Origin of the sequence: Salibacterium lacus, assembly GCF_042684865.1 — a bacterium.
Classification (GTDB): domain Bacteria; phylum Bacillota; class Bacilli; order Bacillales; family Marinococcaceae; genus Salibacterium; species Salibacterium lacus.
This window is the reverse complement of sequence record NZ_JBHUML010000008.1, coordinates 1-17,569: the sequence shown is the minus strand read 5'-3', so window position 1 is coordinate 17,569 and position 17,569 is coordinate 1. Positions and strand designations below refer to the sequence as shown.

Genomic DNA, 17,569 nt, shown 5'->3' with positions numbered 1-17,569 from the left:
GAACGCAGCATGACAACAAAATCCAAAAAGTATGCAAACCGGAAAAGGCGCCACGCAAGTATCCGGCAGAAAATCAAGGGCACCAGTGAGCGTCCGCGTTTAAACGTATTCCGTTCTTCCAAGCACATCTATGCACAGCTTATTGATGATGAAAAAGGGGTTACCCTCACATCTGCTTCGACGATGGAAAATGGTATGGATGTGGAGAACGGCGGCAACAAAGAAGCAGCAAGCAAAATTGGTGAAGTTGTAGCTAAACGCGCATCTGAAAAAGGATACGAGACCGTTGTATTTGACCGTGGCGGTTTTGTTTATCACGGACGTGTGCAGGCTCTGGCTGATGCAGCACGCGAAAACGGACTACATTTCTAAAATGATGGGAGGGAAACACATGCAGATTGATGCCAGTAAACTTGATGTTGAAGAAAGAGTTGTAGCGATAAATCGTGTAGCTAAAGTTGTTAAAGGCGGCCGCCGTTTTCGTTTCGCAGCTATTGTAGTTGTAGGTGACCGTAACGGACACGTTGGGTTCGGCATGGGTAAAGCCGTTGAAGTACCGGAAGCGATTCGTAAAGCTGTAGATAACGGCAAAAAGAATCTGGTTGAGGTTCCGATCAGCGGAACAACCATTCCACACCAAATTGTCGGTCATTTCGGCGCCGGGAATGTCCTGTTGAAACCGGCCTCTGAAGGTACCGGAATCATTGCAGGCGGACCGGTCCGCGCTGTACTTGAGCTTGCAGGTGTGCAGGATATTCTTTCTAAATCTCTTGGTTCCAACAACCCGATCAACATGATACGCGCTACAATTACAGGTCTGACTGAACTGAAAACAGCAGAGCAGGTTGCCAGACTACGTGGTAAAAGCGTTGAAGAATTGTTAGGATAAGGAGGGAAAGAATATGGCCAATAAAGTGGAAATCACCCTCAGCCGCAGCTTAATCGGAAGACCGCAGGAACAACGTGATACGGTAGAGGCGCTGGGTCTTCGAAAAGTTAATCATTCCGTTGTGAAAGAAGACAATTCTGCTATCCGCGGTATGATTAATAAAGTATCTCATTTATTGACAGTAAAAGAACTGAACGCGTAACGTAAGATTTCTGTGATAGGGAGGTGTCATCATGAAACTGCATGAGTTGAAGCCGTCTCACGGTCCAAACACATCCCGCAAGCGTGTGGGACGTGGACAAAGTTCCGGAAAAGGTAATACGGCCGGACGTGGAGAGCACGGTCAGAATTCCCGCAGCGGCGGTGGTGTCCGTCCAGGCTTTGAGGGTGGTCAAAACCCAATTTACAAACGTCTGCCAAAGCGTGGTTTTACTAATCCAACACGCAAAGAGTATGCGATTGTAAATGTAGATAAGCTCAACCGTTTTGACGCGGGGACGGAAGTCACGCCGGAACTGCTGATTGAAACAGGCGTTGTGAAAAACGCCGGAAGCGGCATTAAGATTCTTGGTAACGGCAGTGTCGATAAAGAACTCACTGTTAAAGCAAACAAGTTCTCTGCTTCCGCAGAAAAAGCAATTGAAGCGGCAGGCGGAAAAACAGAGGTGATCTAATGTTTCGCGGAATTTCCAATATTTTTCGCGTGAAAGATCTGCGAAACAAAATTCTCTTCACACTTACCATGTTGGTTATTTTCCGGATCGGGAGTTTCATTCCGGTACCGGGATCTAACAATGAAGTGTTGAATTTTGCGGATCAGGCGAACGCGTTCGGCTTTCTGAATACGTTCGGAGGCGGCGCGCTGTCTCAATTCTCGATTTTTGCCATGGGTGTTATGCCCTATATCACGGCATCAATCGTCGTCCAGCTTTTAAGGATGGACGTTGTGCCGAAATTTACGGAATGGGCGAAACAGGGTGAGGCCGGACGTAAGAAGATGGCCCAGTTCACACGGTATTTCACTGTCGTGCTTGCTTTTTTGCAGGGTCTTGGAATGTCGATAGGATTTAACAACATCTTTTCGGGTTTAATTCCTGATCCGAGCATTCCAAAGTATATTTTTATTGCTATTGTTATGACGGCTGGAACCACTTTTCTTATGTGGCTTGGGGAACAGATTACAGCCAGAGGTGTCGGTAACGGGATTTCGATTTTAATCTTTGCAGGTATTGCTGCCGGTATTCCAAGTGGAATTAACCAGCTGTATGCCACTCAGATTCAGGATGCCGACCGGCTTTTCACCGGTATTGTAACGGTGCTTTTCCTGGCTCTCGGGGTCCTTGCCATTATCGTCGGCGTTATTTATGTTCAGCAGGCTCTGCGGAAAGTCCCGATTCAGTACGCAAAGCGTCTGGTAGGGCGGAGTCAGGCTGGCGGGCAGTCGACCCATCTTCCATTAAAAGTGAACTCGGCCGGCGTTATTCCGGTGATTTTTGCTCTATCCTTATTTATATTCCCTCCAACGGTAGCCGGGTTTGTCGGGGAGGATAATGCTGCTGCGCAGTGGGTTATCCAGAACTTCGATTACACACAGCCTGTTGGAATGGTTGTTTATGCGGCTTTGATCATCGGTTTCACGTACTTTTACACATTTGTTCAGGTTAACCCGGAACAGATGGCAGATAATCTGAAAAAGCAGGGAGGATACATTCCGGGTATCCGGCCTGGTAAAACAACAGAGACTTACATCCGCCGGATTTTATACCGGTTGACGTTTGTCGGTGCTTTATTTCTGGCAGTTGTTGCGATCATTCCTGTCTTTTTCATTGCGCAGCTGGGTCTGCCGCAGTCGATTCAGATCGGCGGCACCGGACTGCTTATCGTTGTAGGCGTGGCGCTTGATACGATGAAACAAATCGAAAGCCAGCTTATTCAAAGAAGCTACAAAGGGTTTATTAAGTAAAGATAGGTGAGGGAAAGGAAGCTGTCCTGCAGCGTTTCTTCCCCGGCTGAAATCGGAGCAATGGAGGAGATATCATGAATTTGATATTAATGGGGCTGCCCGGTGCCGGTAAAGGCACGCAAGCCGAAAGTATTGTAGAGAAACACGGCATCCCTCATATTTCCACCGGAGATATGTTTCGCGCTGCTATTAAAGATGAAACGGAACTTGGTAAACAGGCAAAATCATATATGGATGCCGGAGAGCTTGTGCCGGATGAAGTGACGGTTGGTATTGTCCGGGAGAGACTCGGGAAAGCTGACTGCAGTGAAGGGTTTCTACTGGATGGTTTTCCGCGGACCGTCGCGCAGGCAGAAGCGCTGGAAGGCATTCTTTCAGATCTGAATACATCTTTGGACTATGTCCTTAACATTGAAGTGGAAAAGGACAAACTGGAAAGAAGATTGACAGGGCGGCGCGTCTCCCCGACTACCGGAAGAACGTACCATATCGAATTTAATCCGCCGCAGCAGGAAGGCATCTGTGATGTGGATGGAAGTGAGCTCATCCAAAGAGATGATGATAAGCCTGAAACCGTCCGCAAAAGACTTGATGTAAACATTGAACAGCAGCAGCCTTTGATTGATTTCTATAACGAAAAAGGTTATCTTCGCAATATCGATGGAGATCAGGACATTGACAAAGTATTTCAGGACATTGAAGAACTGTTGAAAGGACTTCATGCATGATTATTTGTAAAACCGATCGAGAACTCGGTATAATGCGGGAAGCGGGTAAAATTGTCGCGCTGACCCATGAAGAAATGCGCAGGCATATTCAGCCGGGCATCACGACCCAGCAGCTGAATGACATTGCCGACGCATTCATCCGTGATCACGGAGCAATCCCGTCATTTAAAGGCTATGGAGGTTTCTCCGGCAGCATATGCGTCTCAGTAAACGAAGAATTGGTACATGGAATTCCGGGCAGCCGTAAGCTCAAAGACGGCGACATCATTTCCATTGACATCGGAGCAGATTACAATGGATACCACGGAGATTCTGCCTGGACGTATCCGGTTGGAGATATTTCAAAAGAAGACCAGCGTCTGCTTGATGTGACCGAAGCCTCCCTTTTTGAAGGGTTGAACGAAGCACAGCCGAAAGAACGTCTTTCCAATATCTCCAATGCAGTACAAACGTATGTGGAACCACACGGGTTTTCGATTGTACGGGAGTATGTCGGACACGGTGTCGGCCAGGATCTGCATGAAGACCCTCAAATTCCTCATTTCGGTCCGCCGGGGAAGGGCCCGCGCCTGAAACCCGGAATGGTATTGGCCGTAGAACCAATGGTTAACGCAGGCGGGCGTTACGTTCATACACTTCCGGATAACTGGACAGTTGTAACAACCGATGGCAGAAACTGTGCTCATTTTGAGCATACCATTGCAATAACCAATACAGGCTTTGAGATTTTAACGAAAGTCTGATGTAAAGGTGATGCGAGGATGAATGATGCTGAATCGCCGCCCGGAGTCGGCCGGGTCGTCCGTATCGTACAGGGGCGGGAGACCGGCAACTACGCGGTTGTCATTGGAGTAGTGAATGAGCGTTTTCTGCTGTTGGCAGATGGGGAAAAACGCAAATTCGACCGGGCTAAGAAGAAAAATATCAGCCATGTGGAGGTTACTCCGCATGTTTCCAAAGAAGTCAAACGAAGTATTGAGGAAACCGGGCGTGTTACCAATGCAAAATTAAGGTTTGCTTTAAGCAGTGCGCAGGAACAGCCGCAATTGCTGAAGGAAGGAGAGTAATGCATGGCCAAAGATGACGTTATTGAAATGGAAGGGACCGTAATTGAGCCGCTTCCAAACGCAATGTTCCGGGTGGAACTGGAGAACGGGCACAAGATTCTCGCCCACGTATCCGGCAAAATTCGGATGCACTTTATCCGTATCCTTCCCGGAGATAAGGTAACTGTTGAAATTTCGCCGTACGATTTGTCCCGTGGACGGATTACGTACCGCTATAAATAAATGCTGACGGACTGTGCAGCCTGGAAAACAGATCTGTATTTGGGTATGCTCTCGCATGTACTCCGCACAGTTAAGGAGGTAAACAAACATGAAGGTGAGACCATCAGTCAAACCAATTTGTGAAAAGTGCAAGGTCATCCGCCGTAAAGGTACGGTCATGGTGATCTGCTCCAATCCGAAACACAAACAAAAACAAGGCTAAGAAAAGGAGGTGCAGCGAAAATGGCACGTATCGCAGGTGTTGATATTCCACGTGATAAACGACTTCCCATTTCACTAACTTACGTTTACGGTATCGGAAAGTCCCTCGGTCAACAGATTGTACAGGAAGCTGGTATTGATGAAAGTACCCGCGTGCGCGACTTGACCGAAGAAGAACTCGGCCGCGTCCGTTCAATTGTTGATGACAACTATCTGGTGGAAGGGGATCTCCGCCGGAATCAGTCCCTGAACATCAAGCGTCTTATTGAGATCGGAAGCTACCGAGGTATCCGTCACCGTAGAGGACTTCCGGCAAGAGGACAGAAAACGAAAAACAATTCCCGTACCCGTAAAGGTCCGCGCCGTACGGTAGCGAACAAACGGAAATAACAAGTAAAGGAGGTAATGTATTATGGCTAAAACCAGAACAAACACCCGTAAACGCCGCCAGCGTAAAAATATAGAGTCCGGGATTGCCCATATCCGCTCCACGTTTAACAATACGATTGTTACAATCACGGATCCACAGGGAAATGCACTGGCGTGGGCAAGTGCAGGGGCTCTTGGATTTAAGGGATCCCGTAAGTCCACTCCTTTTGCGGCTCAAATGGCAGCAGAATCAGCTGCAAAAACCGGTATGGAGCACGGTCTCAAATCCGTTGAAGTAGCGGTGAAAGGCCCGGGAGCCGGTCGTGAAGCGGCAATACGTTCCCTGCAGGCAGCAGGTCTTGAGGTGAGCGTCATCCGCGATGTGACTCCGGTCCCTCATAATGGCTGCCGTCCACCGAAACGTCGTAGAGTGTAACCCGAGAGAGGTATTAGTTTTCCCTGAAATGTCAATAATGGGTAAGGCTTTGAAAACGGAACTCCTGCTTATTATTGACGAAAAAGGTGTGTCATATAGTCGGGAACTGCCTATTGCAACATCCCGGGATGCTGAAATACAGCTCTTGGGTGTGGACGTTTTGAAGGAGGGTATATACCAGAATGATCGAAATCGAAAAGCCTAATATCGAGACGGTTGAATTAAGCGAGGATGCCAAGTACGGCAAGTTTGTCGTAGATCCGCTCGAACGCGGTTATGGTACTACATTGGGAAACTCCTTGCGTCGAATCCTTTTATCCTCCCTTCCAGGGTCTGCTGTCACTACGGTTCAGATTGATGGCGTTCTTCATGAATTCTCCACCATCGAAGGTGTTGTCGAAGACGTAACCACGATTGTCCTGAACCTGAAGAAGCTGGCTCTGAAGATATACTCCGATGAAGAGAAAGTATTGGAGATTGACGCGCAGGGCGAAGGTGTCGTCACCGCAAAAGATATCACCCACGATAGTGATGTCGATATCCTGAACACGGACCTGCACATCGCAACGCTGACCAAAGGTGCCAACTTTCATATGCGTATGACCGCACAGCGCGGCCGCGGTTATGTGCCGGCGGAAGGTAATAACAGCGATGACCTGCCGATTGGTGTACTTCCGGTGGATTCCATTTATACTCCGGTGGACCGTGTCAATTACCAGGTGGAAAACACACGTGTCGGACAGATCACCAATTATGATAAATTGACCTTGGATGTATGGACAGATGGAAGTATCCGTCCGGAAGAAGCTATTTCGCTCGCCGCTAAAATTATGAATGAACATCTGAATATCTTCATCGGACTGACGGACCAGGCTCAAAATGCGGAAATTATGGTAGAGAAGGAAGAAGATCAAAAAGAGAAAGTTCTGGAAATGACGATCGAAGAACTGGATCTTTCGGTTCGTTCCTATAACTGCCTGAAACGCGCCGGTATTAATACCGTACAGGAGCTGACGCAGAAGTCTGAAGAGGATATGATGAAGGTTCGTAATCTCGGACGCAAGTCGCTTGAAGAAGTACAGGAAAAACTAGGAGAACTTGGGCTTGGCCTTCGCAAAGAAGACTAACCCAATGTAACCTTAGTGTCCCGGAAAAAGGAGGGAAATATACATGTCTGCATATCAAAAATTAGGACGCGACAGTTCCGCACGTAAAGCATTGTTCCGTGATCTGGTCACAGACCTCATCATCAATGAGCGTATTGAAACAACGGAAGCAAAAGCAAAAGAACTGCGCCCCATCGTTGAGAAAATGGTAACACTCGGGAAACGTGGTGACCTGCATGCACGCCGTCAGGCAGCTCAGGTTATCCGTAAAGAATCGGCAGATGAAAACGGCAGCCAGGATGCCATTCAGAAACTATTCGATGACGTTGCTCCACGCTATGAAGAGCGCCAGGGAGGTTATACGAGAGTTCTGAAAGTAGGCCCCCGCCGCGGCGATTCGGCTGAGTTGGCGATTATTGAATTTGTATAAACGTACGCGTTTATGCTTTCTTTTCGTGGTAAAGCGTATAAATAGGGTTGCAAGGGCAGGACTACCTGATACAGGGAGACGTCTGTGCCCTTTTTTTATTCCCTTGAAGACGTCCGTTCCCCCTTCTGCTGGAAGTTCGGCTTTATTGTTAACCTTACATCGTAAATGTGTTAACATTTTAAGAGCGATAATGACAGCAGTGAGGGGTAAAAATGACCGCAATTCAATTTAAACGGGTAACGTATCACTATAAGGAAACAGATACGCCGGCACTGGTGGATGTTGATGCCGGGGTGAACGACGGGGAGTGGACAGCAGTCATCGGGCCGAATGGCTCCGGGAAGTCTACGCTGGCCCGTCTGTGTAACGGCCTTCTTCTTCCCTCAAGCGGGGAAGTGAACGTTTACGGAGCACCTACGAAAGACGATGCTGCTCTATCCGGCATACGCCGCCGGGTGGGGATGGTTTTTCAGAATCCGGATCATCAATTTGCAGCACCGACTGTGCGGGATGATATCGCATTCGGAATGGAAAATGCCGGCGTGGCAAGAGCCGAGATGAAACGCCGGATTCAGAAAGTGGCGGAACAGACAGGAATCCACCACCTTCTTGATATAGAACCGCACCGGCTTTCCGGCGGTCAGAAACAACGTGCGGCCATTGCCGGCGTGCTTGCTCTTCAGCCGGATATTATGATTCTGGATGAGGTGTCTTCCATGCTCGATCCAGCCGGAAAGAAGGCAGTCATGGAGACGGTCCGGGATCTTCACAAAGAAGAGGGCATGACCGTGCTGTCCATTACACACAGTCTGCATGAAGCCATGGAGGCAGATAGAGTATGGTATATGGAAGAAGGACGTCTCTTACACGATCGTCGTACGTCCCACATCCGCAAGCATCCGGAGTGGCTGGAGGAACTGAATATACCTCTCCCTTATTCGTTTGCCCTTCTAAAGCAGGCCCAGACGGCCGAAAACCTGGACCCGCTGTGGCTTCAGGCCATCCGGGAGGCGGTGGAATGAACGTGTCGGTACAGCACCTGAACCATGTATACATGCCAAAAACCCCGCTTGAAACCCATGCCCTGCGGGACGTTTCCTTTGAGGTGCCAAATGGTTCCGTGACGGCTGTCATCGGCAGAACAGGATCCGGTAAATCTACGCTTGTGCAGCACCTGAATGGTCTTTTAAAACCGACGTCGGGCGGGGCGGAGGTTGGTGGACACCGCATCCATCCGAAAATAAAGCGAAAAGAAATCGCGTCCCTGCGAAAACAAGTTGGTATGGTATTTCAATATCCGGAACACCAACTTTTTGAGGAAACGGTGGAAAAGGATATCATGTTCGGCCCGCTTAATTTGGGATATTCGAGGGAAGAAGTGCAGGAGATACTACCGGAACTTCTTGAAAAAGTAGGGCTGGAGGTATCGTTCCTGCCTCGTTCTCCGTTTGATCTGAGCGGTGGACAGATGCGCCGAACGGCCATCGCCGGTGTTCTTGCGATGGAACCGTCTCTCTTGATTTTGGACGAACCGACTGCCGGACTGGACCCGCAGGGACGGCAGGATATGCTGAATCTCTTTGAGCACTGGCAGCAAAAGAACGGAACGACGATTATCATGATCACGCACCAAATGGAAGAAGCAGCTGCGCTGGCGGACAATGTGATAGTAATGGAGAACGGAAGAATTTGCATGGAAGGAAGCCCGGAAGAGATCTATAAGAGAGAGGCAGAGCTCACAGAACTGGATCTGGATCTTCCGGAGCGGACGAAGGTGTTACAGCGGATCGAAGCACAAACCGGCATAACGTTTTCGTCCCTTTCTCTTTCCCCGGAAGAAGCGCTGGAAGAAATGAAAAGGCATCAGCCGGGGAGGGAAACGGATGTTTGAGCATGTAGTTGTCGGCCAGTACCTTCCCGGTCATTCTTTTTTACACCGGATGGATGCACGTGCAAAGCTGCTGTCCGTATTTTTGTTTGTGTGTACAGTTTTCATGGTGGATACCTGGTTTGCGTATGGAGCGCTCTGCAGCACTGCCGCCGCAGCGTTCATCATATCCGGAGTGTCACTGCGTTATATGCGCAAGGGAATGTTTCCGGTCTTTCTTTTAGTGTTGTTTACATTTTTGCTGCATGCTCTGTTCACCCGTGAAGGGGAGGCATGGATAAGTGTCTGGGGTTTCACCTTATACAGCGGTGGAGTAGAGCAAGGCTTGTTCATCGCTCTGCGGTTGCTTATGCTCGTGTTTATTGCCTCGCTGTTGACACTGACGACCAATCCGATGGATTTAACTGATGCACTGGAGCAGCTGTTCCGCCCGTTTCAGCGTTTTGGTTTGCCGGCACGGGACATTGCCATGATGATGTCTATTGCCATACGATTTATTCCGACCCTCCTGCAGGAAACGGAGAAGATCGTGAAGGCCCAGATGTCCAGAGGGGCATCCTTTCATCAAGGACCGTTAAAAAAGCGCGCACAGGCTTTTACAGCGCTTCTCGTGCCGCTCTTTATGCGGGCCTTTAAGCGTGCGGAAGATCTGGCGCTTGCGATGGAGGCAAGAGGCTATAACAGTGGAGCAGGCCGTACGAAGCTCAGGCAGCTGGTATGGGGCTGGCGTGACACAACGGCCTGTTTGTTCACAGCAGCGCTGGGTGTCTTCTTGATTGTGTTTGGAAAATAAGGAGAGATACTCATGCAGAGAGTAAAAGCAGTCGTCCGTTATGATGGAACACACTTTTCAGGGTGGCAGGTGCAGCCCGGTAAGCGGACGGTGCAGCTGGAGATGGAACGGGTGCTCACAAAGATTCATAAAGGAGAGCATGTGCCGGTGGTGTCTTCCGGGAGAACGGATTCTTCGGTCCACGCGCTCGGCCAGGTGATCCATTTTGATACGCCGCTTGCTGTTCCGGAAGAAAAATGGCCGAAAGCTCTGAACCAGCTGCTCGCAGCGGACGTCCAGGTTACGAAGGCAGCCTTTGTGGATTCTTCTTTTCACGCCCGTTTTGATGCACTTGAAAAAACGTACCAGTACCGGGTGCACCTCACGAAAGAAAGAGATATTTTCAGACGTCATTATGTGTATTTTTATCCTTATCCGATCAGTGTGGAGGATATTAAACGGGCCGCTCCGCACCTTACCGGCACCCACGATTTTTCTTCCTTCTGTTCCTCCCGTACCGATGTGACAGATATGGTCCGCACGGTGCATGAGGTGGGTGTGGAAGAACGCGGAGATGAGCTTCTTTTCACCTTCCGTGGAAGCGGCTTTTTGTACAACATGGTACGAATTATGACAGGTACGCTGCTTGAAGTCGGAAAAGGGCTGCGCCATCCGGAGGATATGCCGGCTGTTATAGAAGCGAAGCAGCGGGAATCCGCCGGAAACACGGCGCCGGGCCATGCCTTATACCTGTTGGAAGTCCGTTATGAGTGAAATAATATACAAACAACGAATCCGTGCGTTGCAGGCATTGACATAAGCATGTCGATATTATATGATATAGTTTGGCATTTCAAATCCCACTAGCCCCGGGATCAGAAATGAAAACGATGAAGATGAGTGCAACCAAATAAACGAAACGTACATGATACAGGATCAGGAGGGAAAACAATGCGTACAACTTACATGGCAAAGCCTGGTGAAGTAGAACGAAAGTGGTACGTGATTGACGCGGAAGGCGAAACACTCGGCCGTCTTGCCAGTGAAGTAGCGACACTTCTCCGCGGCAAGCATAAGCCGCAGTATACCCCGCATATTGACACAGGTGATAACATCATTTTGATTAATGCATCGGGTATTAAGCTCACCGGAAGCAAGCTTGAGGACAAGTATTACTACAGTCACAGCCAGTATCCGGGCGGACTGAAACAGACCCGCGCGATGGATATGCGCCAGAACAAGCCGGAGCGTATGCTTGAACTGGCTGTAAAAGGAATGCTTCCAAAAGGATCCCTCGGCCGCCAGCAGGCGAAAAAGCTTCACGTCTACGCCGGCTCGGATCATAAACACGAAGCACAACAACCGGAGAAGTACGAACTTCGCGGATAAAACAAAAGGGAGGGTATTCATTTGGCACAAGTTCAATATTACGGCACCGGACGCCGTAAAAATTCCGTAGCCCGTGTCTTTGTTGAACCAGGCGACGGAAACATTACCATTAATGACAGAAACATTGACGAGTATTTTGACCTGGAAACACTGAAGCTTGTTGTAAAGCAGCCGCTTGCAGAAACAGGAACAGAAGGACAGTATGACCTGAAAGTCAACGTCGACGGCGGCGGCTTTACTGGTCAGGCCGGCGCAATCCGCCACGGTCTTTCCCGCGCTCTGCTGGACGTAGATCCTGATTTCCGTAAAACGCTGAAAGACGCTGGTTATCTGACCCGCGATTCCAGAATGAAAGAACGGAAAAAGTACGGCCTCAAATCCGCACGCCGTTCACCACAGTTCTCGAAGCGTTAAGATTCCCTTTATACATTGGGTTCGAGCCCTCTTTGTTCCTTGCTGGAGCAGAGAGGGCTTTTTTGTTGTGCGAAAACAGGGCAGAGAGGTGCTTTGATTTTTCAGGGGGACTGCCGGCTTATCGACCAATCTATATTCAAGAACTGCCCGAAGTGGTCAGTAGATCGGTTCCAGGAGCCGATTGCCCGGTGGAGCTGGAGGGAAACAGTCCCTGGGAGCTTCCAGGAACCCATTTTGCGGCGTTTTTTTCTGGGATTGGTCGATAGAGAGTGTTTATCGACCGTTTATCCCTCCTCCGGCACTCCAATTAACCACTTAGACACCGCAGCCGACTTTCCCTGGTGCAGAGCGTGCTTTTTTGCGGAATCCCCAGCCTTTTTCATCCCGGAACGTCTGTGGCCATTAACAGCTCGAAAAGGAAGCACAGTGTCCATAAAAACAGTTTTGACGGACACTAAGTTCAATCTTCGAGCACTTAGTGTCCATCCACCCAAAAAAAGCGAAGCGCACTTGAAGATTGAAAACCCGGTCACCTGTAACGGCTGCGGGTCTGCTAAACGTCTTGTTGCAGAACTGGCATATACCGTTAGTATGGCAGCACGTATCCATCACATACTACAACGTGAAGGGGGAGGTCAGATGGGGATTGTCATATCACTGGAGCCGCACCGCATCCAAAAGGAATGGAAGGAAGAAAAGCGCCTCCTGCAGGATCTTGACGCGCAGGAAGTAAAAGCAACGGCGGAAAAAGTATTTACACCGGTGTTTCACCGGTTTGAGTTTTCGTATTCCTTTTTGGAGGAAGCCTGCATGGATCTTGCTCTGGAAGCTTTTCTATCCGGGGGGAAATTCAGCCGGTATGTGGAAAACCGGGCACTGCCTTTCACGTTTCAGCTGCAGGCAGCCGCGGCAGCCGGCGGGATTGCCGAAGAGCTGTATGAATTTATGCAGTGCTGGGTGGAAGACGACCCGGGTTGTTACTATAAAGAGATGAAAGAAGCGGTCGACTCCTTTATTATGTACTGGTGGAAACGAGGCCTTGAAACCGGAGTGCGAAAGCAGTCCACGGATTTTCGAAAGCGATAATGTTCTGTAATAAATGACCCGCCCCCTCATATAAATAAAACAAGCTGGGTTATCGATAAAGGAGCGGGCGTTTTATGAAAAAATGGCTTGGTATTGCCATTCTGTTCATAGTATTAGCAGCGTCGGGCTGGCTTATACAGAGCTGGATGACGCCGCAGACAGTCACTTCGTGGAACACACCATTATCAGGAAAAGTAATCATTCTGGATCCGGGTCACGGCGGCGTGGACGGTGGTGCTTCCACCCGGGGGGAGGAAGTGTTGGAAAAGGATGTAGCGCTTTCCATCAGTTTTATGCTGCGTGATTATCTGCAGGAAGCAGGGGCTCTTGTATTGATGACACGCGAAGGGGACTACGATTTAGCCGGCAGCGATGTGAAAGGGTACAGCCGCCGTAAAACGGAAGATCTCCATAAACGCCTCGATATTGTGAACGAAAGCGGAGGAGATTTATTTCTCAGCCTACACCTGAATGCTGTTCCTTCCACCCGCTGGAGTGGAGCGCAGACGTTTTATCAGCCGAGTGTTCCGGAAAATGAGACATTGGCCAGATTCATTCAAATGGAGATGACAGAGGTGCTGGAGCGGACAACCCGTGAGACGAAAGGGATCCGGGAAATTTTTCTGCTGAACCGGGCGGATATTCCGGGAGTGCTCGTGGAGGCTGGATTTCTGTCGCATCCCGAGGAAGGGCGGCGTCTTGGGAAAAAAGAACATCAGAATAAGATCGCGGTTTCGATTTACCGCGGAATTCTTCGGTACTACGGAGGAGAAGAACCTGAAGCTCTGTAGTTGCAAACGTTTGAAAATGATGCCGTAAAAACGGTATGCTGTAAGAGAAGCATACAGCGTTATAAAAGGATGGTGTCCGATTTGTTAACCGAAGAACAAATCCGCGAGGCTCTCGAGAAAATCCAGGATCCGGATCTTCATAAAAGCATCGTGGAAACCGGAGGAGTCCGGGAGATAAAAATAAAAGAAGACAACGTCAGTCTTAAAATCGCGCTTGCCAAAACCGGTACAGCCGAGCAGATGCAGGTGCAGCAAAACATTGTACAGATAGTAAAAGAAGCAGGCGCTGAATCAGTCGGCCTGCGTTTTGATACGTTGTCAGATGAAGAAGTGAGAGAAATGGGGGGAGCGGAAGAAGAGGAAGAGGAAGAAGAAGGAAAACCTTCCCTTCTCTCAGAGAACAACCCGGTCGAGTTTATTGCTGTGACAAGCGGAAAAGGCGGGGTCGGCAAATCCACAGTCTCCGTCAATATCGCAACATCCCTCGCCAAATCCGGAAAGAGAGTCGGCATTATTGATGCAGATATCTATGGTTTCAGTGTGCCGGACATGATGGGCATTGAAGACCGTCCAACTGTGCAGGGGGAAACCATTTACCCGGTGGAACGCTTTGGCGTCAAAGTGATTTCCATGGGCTTTTTCGTGGAGGATAATGCTCCCGTCGTCTGGAGAGGACCAATGCTCGGCAAAATGCTGAACAACTTCTTCAATGAGGTCGAGTGGGGAGATCTCGACTACCTGATTCTGGACCTGCCGCCGGGAACAGGAGATGTGGCACTTGATGTGCACACGATGCTGCCTGAATGTAAAGAGCTTGTCGTGACGACGCCGCACGCAACCGCTGCTTTTGTCGCAGCCCGCGCCGGCGCCATGGCGATCAAGACGAACCATCAGATTCTCGGTGTCATCGAAAACATGGCCTACTTTGAAAGCAAAAAAACCGGGGAACGAGAGTACATTTTCGGACAAGGCGGCGGCGATCGTCTGACAGAAGAGCTGAAAACAGAAATGTTCGGCCGGATTCCACTCGGCCAGCCGGATACGGAAAAAGAAGACTTCGCTCCATCCGTGTATGAATCCGACCATCCAATCGGAGAAATATACAACAATATCACGAGCCGTATCATGGAAAAGATCGGCAAGTAAGGAAAACCACCCTGGACAACTGTTCAGGGTGGTTTTTTAAACAAGGGCACACGCGGTGGTTAACTGCCTCCTCCGCCGGAAGAAGAACCGCCGCTCTGGCCGCCTTCTTTGCTCATCTGCTTTTCCGCTACTTTATCAAGAATCTTGGTGATTTTGGTTTTGAACCGCGGACTTTCCATCGCTTCACTCATGATTGTCATAACCTGCTGCCGGTATTCTTTCCCTTTCATCAATTCCAGTGTCGCTTTTTCCATCTCCGGGTCTTTCATCACATCCATCATCATCTGTTGGTATTCCGGATCTTTCATTAAGCTTTTCAGCATCTTTTCATTATTCTTCTGCATGCTGTCAGCAAAGGTTTTGGAGAACTTCGGATCTTTCAGCATTTCCTGCCAGAAGGATTTTCCTTTTTCAGCGGTCAACGTATCTTCCACGGTTTTTTTAAGAATCTCCTGGTCCATGACGATTTTTTCGCGCATCTTTTCGTCACTCATGATGTCACTTATTGCCTGTTTCCCCTCATCAGACTTCAACAAATCAACGAGCATTTTTTTGGTTTCTTCGTATTTGGGGCTTCCCTGATCTTCGGCAGCCTGAGCACAGCCGGCCAATAATAAGAAGAAAAATAAAGACAACGTGATTTTTTTCAGCAGCGTCGGCATGAATCCACGCTCCTTTCCATGACATGAATGCAGTAGTGTTTTGATTAACGTGCCTCAGATATGAAAAAATTATGCATATAGTAGAGGCTGTGTAGCTTTTTGCTGGATTGGTTGGTAAAATCAGTACGGAAATGATTCATTCATACAGAGGAGCGCGATAGCGTTGAACACACGAAAGCTTGTTTACTTGTTTTTTTCCACTCTGCTGATCGGAGCCTCAAGCGGTGCTGTGATCGGAATACTGCTTGATACGGATACATACTTCGGCGGCGGTTTTCTTAATTTCTTTTTCGGTCTGCTCTGGATGTTCGGGGTGAGCGCTGCGATTAGTCTGGTTGCGCAGATGGGGTACTTTGCCTACCTTACCCTGCAACGGCTCGCTTTGGGACTGTTTAAATCGGTGACACTTTGGAACCGTATCCAAGTGGTACTGATTTTGTTTGTTTTGTTTGATCTGGTTTATCTCCGGTATATTTCATTTGCCGAAGCAGGGGAAACACTCGCTGGTTATATGGTGATGCCGCTTCTGCTTTTAGCATACAGTGCGGTGATTGCGTTTTGGAAACGGCGGGAGACGAACAAAGAAACATTTGTACCAGCTCTGTTTTTTATGTTTGTAGTGACGACAATTGAGTGGGTTCCCGCGTTAACGGTTGATGTTGTTAATGATACGAAATGGCTCTGGATTTATGTCACCCCGCTCCTTGCCGCCAACACTTGGCAGCTGCTTCTTTTGCATCGTTTGACAGGGGACGGCCGGAAGAAAGTTTCCTGAGTTAAACAAACGTTTGATCAGGAGCAGGCGGGGCGCCGGAAATCTTACGGCGCAGCCAGCTCCTCTACGTCTGTTTCCGCCTGGGAAATGAGCTCATCAAGTGAGGCAAAACTATATCCTTTTTCCCGGAGGTCCTCAATAATCACAGGGAGCGCTTCACCTGTCTGTCTGGCAGAATCGGAAGCGTGAAGCATAATAACGTCACCCGGCTGTAGTGCGCCGGTTATATCCGATACGATCTGATTCACTCCGGGATTTTCCCAGTCGTCCCCGCCAACACTCCAATGTACCGTTGTATATCCGGACTTGGTGATTGTTTCCAGAACAGAAGGAGTGAAATCGCCGTGCGGCGGACGGAAATACTCCACATCGAGACCGGTAACATCATTGATTTTTTTATGGCTCAAATTCAGATCCCTTATGATCTCCTCTTCATCCATGTTCGGATAATGGTCATACCTGTAACCGTGACTGCCGATCGTATGACCGTCTTCCATCATCCGTTCCATGATATCGGGATGACGTTCCGCCCACGCCCCGGAAACAAAGAACACTGCTTCCACTTCCTTTTCTTTTAAAATATCAAGAATAGGAAGAGCCCGGTCTTCCCCCCAGCTGATATTGAACGTTAAGGCTGTTTTTTTCTCATCAATGTCAGCCCGGTAAAAAGCAGAAGGGCCTTCCTCCGTTGAGAAAACAGGAAGAACGGAACGGTTCATCCAAGCCCCTCCGATTACAATGAATAAAGCGGTAGCTGTCAGGATGTACATACGCATGCGACGGCTGCTGAGAATCCAAACTTTTCTGGGCAACGCGTTCGTCTCCTTTCCTCAGGTAGTCCTGTCCTAACTATATTCCTTACAGGACAAGATATGACAGAACGAATCGTTGAAACATTCATTCTTATACACGAAAAAGAATGACATATCATAGGCTGGAATGAAGAAGTCCCCTGATAGTCATGCAGAGAGGATGGCGAAACAAATGAAGAAGAAATTAAATTTTTTGCAGAAAAGGATTGACCGTACTTTCCCTGCGTGTTAAATTATTAAATGCGCCATCGAGAGAGGCGGACATTTCAACGAAAAATCACATTCTGTTGTTGACTTTGTTTTCGTTGAGTGATATTATGAATAAGTCGCTGATTAAGCGGCAGATACAAAATGCCCTTTGAAAATTGAATGAAAGTCAAGCGTCTGTCAATTCAAATGATCTTTTGGATCATTACAGATAAG

At 48.8% G+C, this 17,569-nt stretch carries 26 protein-coding genes; 24 read left to right on the top strand and 2 right to left on the bottom strand.

From position 1 onward, the window contains the following. The first annotated feature begins 9 nt into the window (after positions 1–9). The 23 genes from rplR (at position 10) to ACFSUB_RS17585 (ending at position 14,897) form a co-directional block, all read left to right on the top strand. Positions 10–372: a 50S ribosomal protein L18 gene (gene rplR, locus ACFSUB_RS17695; protein WP_090927751.1), complete on the top strand. Its 363-nt coding sequence runs from the start codon at positions 10–12 to the stop codon at positions 370–372. 19 nt (positions 373–391) lie between these two features. After that, the gene (gene rpsE / locus ACFSUB_RS17690; protein WP_380714617.1) at positions 392–889 is read left to right on the top strand and encodes a 30S ribosomal protein S5; all 498 of its coding nucleotides are present in this window, start codon (positions 392–394) and stop codon (positions 887–889) included. A 13-nt stretch (positions 890–902) separates the two neighbouring features. After that, positions 903–1,091, top strand: coding sequence for a 50S ribosomal protein L30 (gene rpmD, locus ACFSUB_RS17685; protein ID WP_380714616.1), 189 nt, complete (start codon positions 903–905; stop codon positions 1,089–1,091). 31 nt (positions 1,092–1,122) lie between these two features. Continuing rightward, positions 1,123–1,563, top strand: coding sequence for a 50S ribosomal protein L15 (rplO, locus tag ACFSUB_RS17680; RefSeq protein ID WP_380714614.1), 441 nt, complete (start codon positions 1,123–1,125; stop codon positions 1,561–1,563). After that, the gene (secY, locus tag ACFSUB_RS17675) at positions 1,563–2,852 is read left to right on the top strand and encodes a preprotein translocase subunit SecY (protein WP_380714612.1); all 1,290 of its coding nucleotides are present in this window, start codon (positions 1,563–1,565) and stop codon (positions 2,850–2,852) included. Before rplO ends, secY begins: the two co-directional genes overlap by 1 nt. A gap of 74 nt (positions 2,853–2,926) precedes the next feature. After that, positions 2,927–3,580, top strand: a complete 654-nt coding sequence (locus tag ACFSUB_RS17670) for an adenylate kinase (protein ID WP_380714610.1) — start codon at positions 2,927–2,929, stop codon at positions 3,578–3,580. Next, positions 3,577–4,323: a type I methionyl aminopeptidase gene (gene map / locus ACFSUB_RS17665; protein WP_380714608.1), complete on the top strand. Its 747-nt coding sequence runs from the start codon at positions 3,577–3,579 to the stop codon at positions 4,321–4,323. Before ACFSUB_RS17670 ends, map begins: the two co-directional genes overlap by 4 nt. Positions 4,324–4,341: 18 nt before the next feature. Then, positions 4,342–4,647, top strand: coding sequence for an RNA-binding protein (locus tag ACFSUB_RS17660; protein ID WP_380714607.1), 306 nt, complete (start codon positions 4,342–4,344; stop codon positions 4,645–4,647). A 3-nt stretch (positions 4,648–4,650) separates the two neighbouring features. Next, a complete protein-coding gene (infA, locus tag ACFSUB_RS17655) occupies positions 4,651–4,869 on the top strand; it encodes a translation initiation factor IF-1 (RefSeq protein WP_026702375.1) in 219 nt (72 codons plus the stop codon). An 88-nt stretch (positions 4,870–4,957) separates the two neighbouring features. Then, positions 4,958–5,071: a 50S ribosomal protein L36 gene (rpmJ, locus tag ACFSUB_RS17650; protein ID WP_026702374.1), complete on the top strand. Its 114-nt coding sequence runs from the start codon at positions 4,958–4,960 to the stop codon at positions 5,069–5,071. Positions 5,072–5,091: 20 nt separating this feature from the next. After that, positions 5,092–5,460 (top strand): 30S ribosomal protein S13, encoded by a 369-nt coding sequence (rpsM, locus tag ACFSUB_RS17645; RefSeq protein ID WP_380714606.1) that lies wholly within the window; start codon positions 5,092–5,094, stop codon positions 5,458–5,460. Between the two features lie 22 nt (positions 5,461–5,482). Then, the gene (rpsK, locus tag ACFSUB_RS17640) at positions 5,483–5,875 is read left to right on the top strand and encodes a 30S ribosomal protein S11 (RefSeq protein WP_380714604.1); all 393 of its coding nucleotides are present in this window, start codon (positions 5,483–5,485) and stop codon (positions 5,873–5,875) included. Positions 5,876–6,057: 182 nt separating this feature from the next. Beyond that, positions 6,058–7,002, top strand: a complete 945-nt coding sequence (locus ACFSUB_RS17635) for a DNA-directed RNA polymerase subunit alpha (protein ID WP_380714603.1) — start codon at positions 6,058–6,060, stop codon at positions 7,000–7,002. Positions 7,003–7,045: 43 nt separating this feature from the next. Beyond that, a complete protein-coding gene (rplQ, locus tag ACFSUB_RS17630; RefSeq protein ID WP_380714602.1) occupies positions 7,046–7,411 on the top strand; it encodes a 50S ribosomal protein L17 in 366 nt (121 codons plus the stop codon). A 212-nt stretch (positions 7,412–7,623) separates the two neighbouring features. Further along, a complete protein-coding gene (locus tag ACFSUB_RS17625) occupies positions 7,624–8,433 on the top strand; it encodes an energy-coupling factor transporter ATPase (protein ID WP_380714601.1) in 810 nt (269 codons plus the stop codon). Next, complete coding sequence (locus ACFSUB_RS17620) at positions 8,430–9,302, top strand: energy-coupling factor transporter ATPase (RefSeq protein ID WP_380714600.1); 873 nt, start codon at positions 8,430–8,432, stop codon at positions 9,300–9,302. Before ACFSUB_RS17625 ends, ACFSUB_RS17620 begins: the two co-directional genes overlap by 4 nt. Next, positions 9,295–10,092 (top strand): energy-coupling factor transporter transmembrane component T family protein, encoded by a 798-nt coding sequence (locus ACFSUB_RS17615; protein ID WP_380714599.1) that lies wholly within the window; start codon positions 9,295–9,297, stop codon positions 10,090–10,092. Before ACFSUB_RS17620 ends, ACFSUB_RS17615 begins: the two co-directional genes overlap by 8 nt. Before the next feature lie 12 nt (positions 10,093–10,104). Beyond that, the gene (truA, locus tag ACFSUB_RS17610) at positions 10,105–10,845 is read left to right on the top strand and encodes a tRNA pseudouridine(38-40) synthase TruA (protein WP_380714598.1); all 741 of its coding nucleotides are present in this window, start codon (positions 10,105–10,107) and stop codon (positions 10,843–10,845) included. A 177-nt stretch (positions 10,846–11,022) separates the two neighbouring features. Next, a complete protein-coding gene (gene rplM, locus ACFSUB_RS17605) occupies positions 11,023–11,460 on the top strand; it encodes a 50S ribosomal protein L13 (RefSeq protein WP_380714597.1) in 438 nt (145 codons plus the stop codon). 21 nt (positions 11,461–11,481) lie between these two features. Beyond that, positions 11,482–11,874 (top strand): 30S ribosomal protein S9, encoded by a 393-nt coding sequence (gene rpsI / locus ACFSUB_RS17600; protein WP_380714596.1) that lies wholly within the window; start codon positions 11,482–11,484, stop codon positions 11,872–11,874. Positions 11,875–12,513: 639 nt separating this feature from the next. Next, positions 12,514–12,960, top strand: a complete 447-nt coding sequence (locus tag ACFSUB_RS17595) for a DUF2521 family protein (protein WP_380714595.1) — start codon at positions 12,514–12,516, stop codon at positions 12,958–12,960. A 74-nt stretch (positions 12,961–13,034) separates the two neighbouring features. Continuing rightward, positions 13,035–13,751, top strand: a complete 717-nt coding sequence (gene cwlD, locus ACFSUB_RS17590) for an N-acetylmuramoyl-L-alanine amidase CwlD (protein WP_380714594.1) — start codon at positions 13,035–13,037, stop codon at positions 13,749–13,751. Between the two features lie 81 nt (positions 13,752–13,832). Then, on the top strand, positions 13,833–14,897 hold the full coding sequence (locus ACFSUB_RS17585; protein WP_380714593.1) for an Mrp/NBP35 family ATP-binding protein: 1,065 nt from the start codon (positions 13,833–13,835) through the stop codon (positions 14,895–14,897). Positions 14,898–14,956: 59 nt separating this feature from the next. Here ACFSUB_RS17585 and gerD read toward each other — a convergent pair whose 3' ends face one another. Beyond that, positions 14,957–15,559, bottom strand: a complete 603-nt coding sequence (gene gerD / locus ACFSUB_RS17580; RefSeq protein ID WP_380714592.1) for a spore germination lipoprotein GerD — start codon at positions 15,557–15,559, stop codon at positions 14,957–14,959. A gap of 163 nt (positions 15,560–15,722) precedes the next feature. On the opposite strand from gerD, the gene ACFSUB_RS17575 reads away from it, so the two are divergent. Then, on the top strand, positions 15,723–16,334 hold the full coding sequence (locus tag ACFSUB_RS17575) for a KinB-signaling pathway activation protein (protein ID WP_380714591.1): 612 nt from the start codon (positions 15,723–15,725) through the stop codon (positions 16,332–16,334). 44 nt (positions 16,335–16,378) lie between these two features. On the opposite strand, the gene pdaB is transcribed toward ACFSUB_RS17575, so the two are convergent. After that, on the bottom strand, positions 16,379–17,146 hold the full coding sequence (pdaB, locus tag ACFSUB_RS17570; RefSeq protein ID WP_380714590.1) for a polysaccharide deacetylase family sporulation protein PdaB: 768 nt from the start codon (positions 17,144–17,146) through the stop codon (positions 16,379–16,381). Positions 17,147–17,569 lie beyond the last annotated feature (423 nt).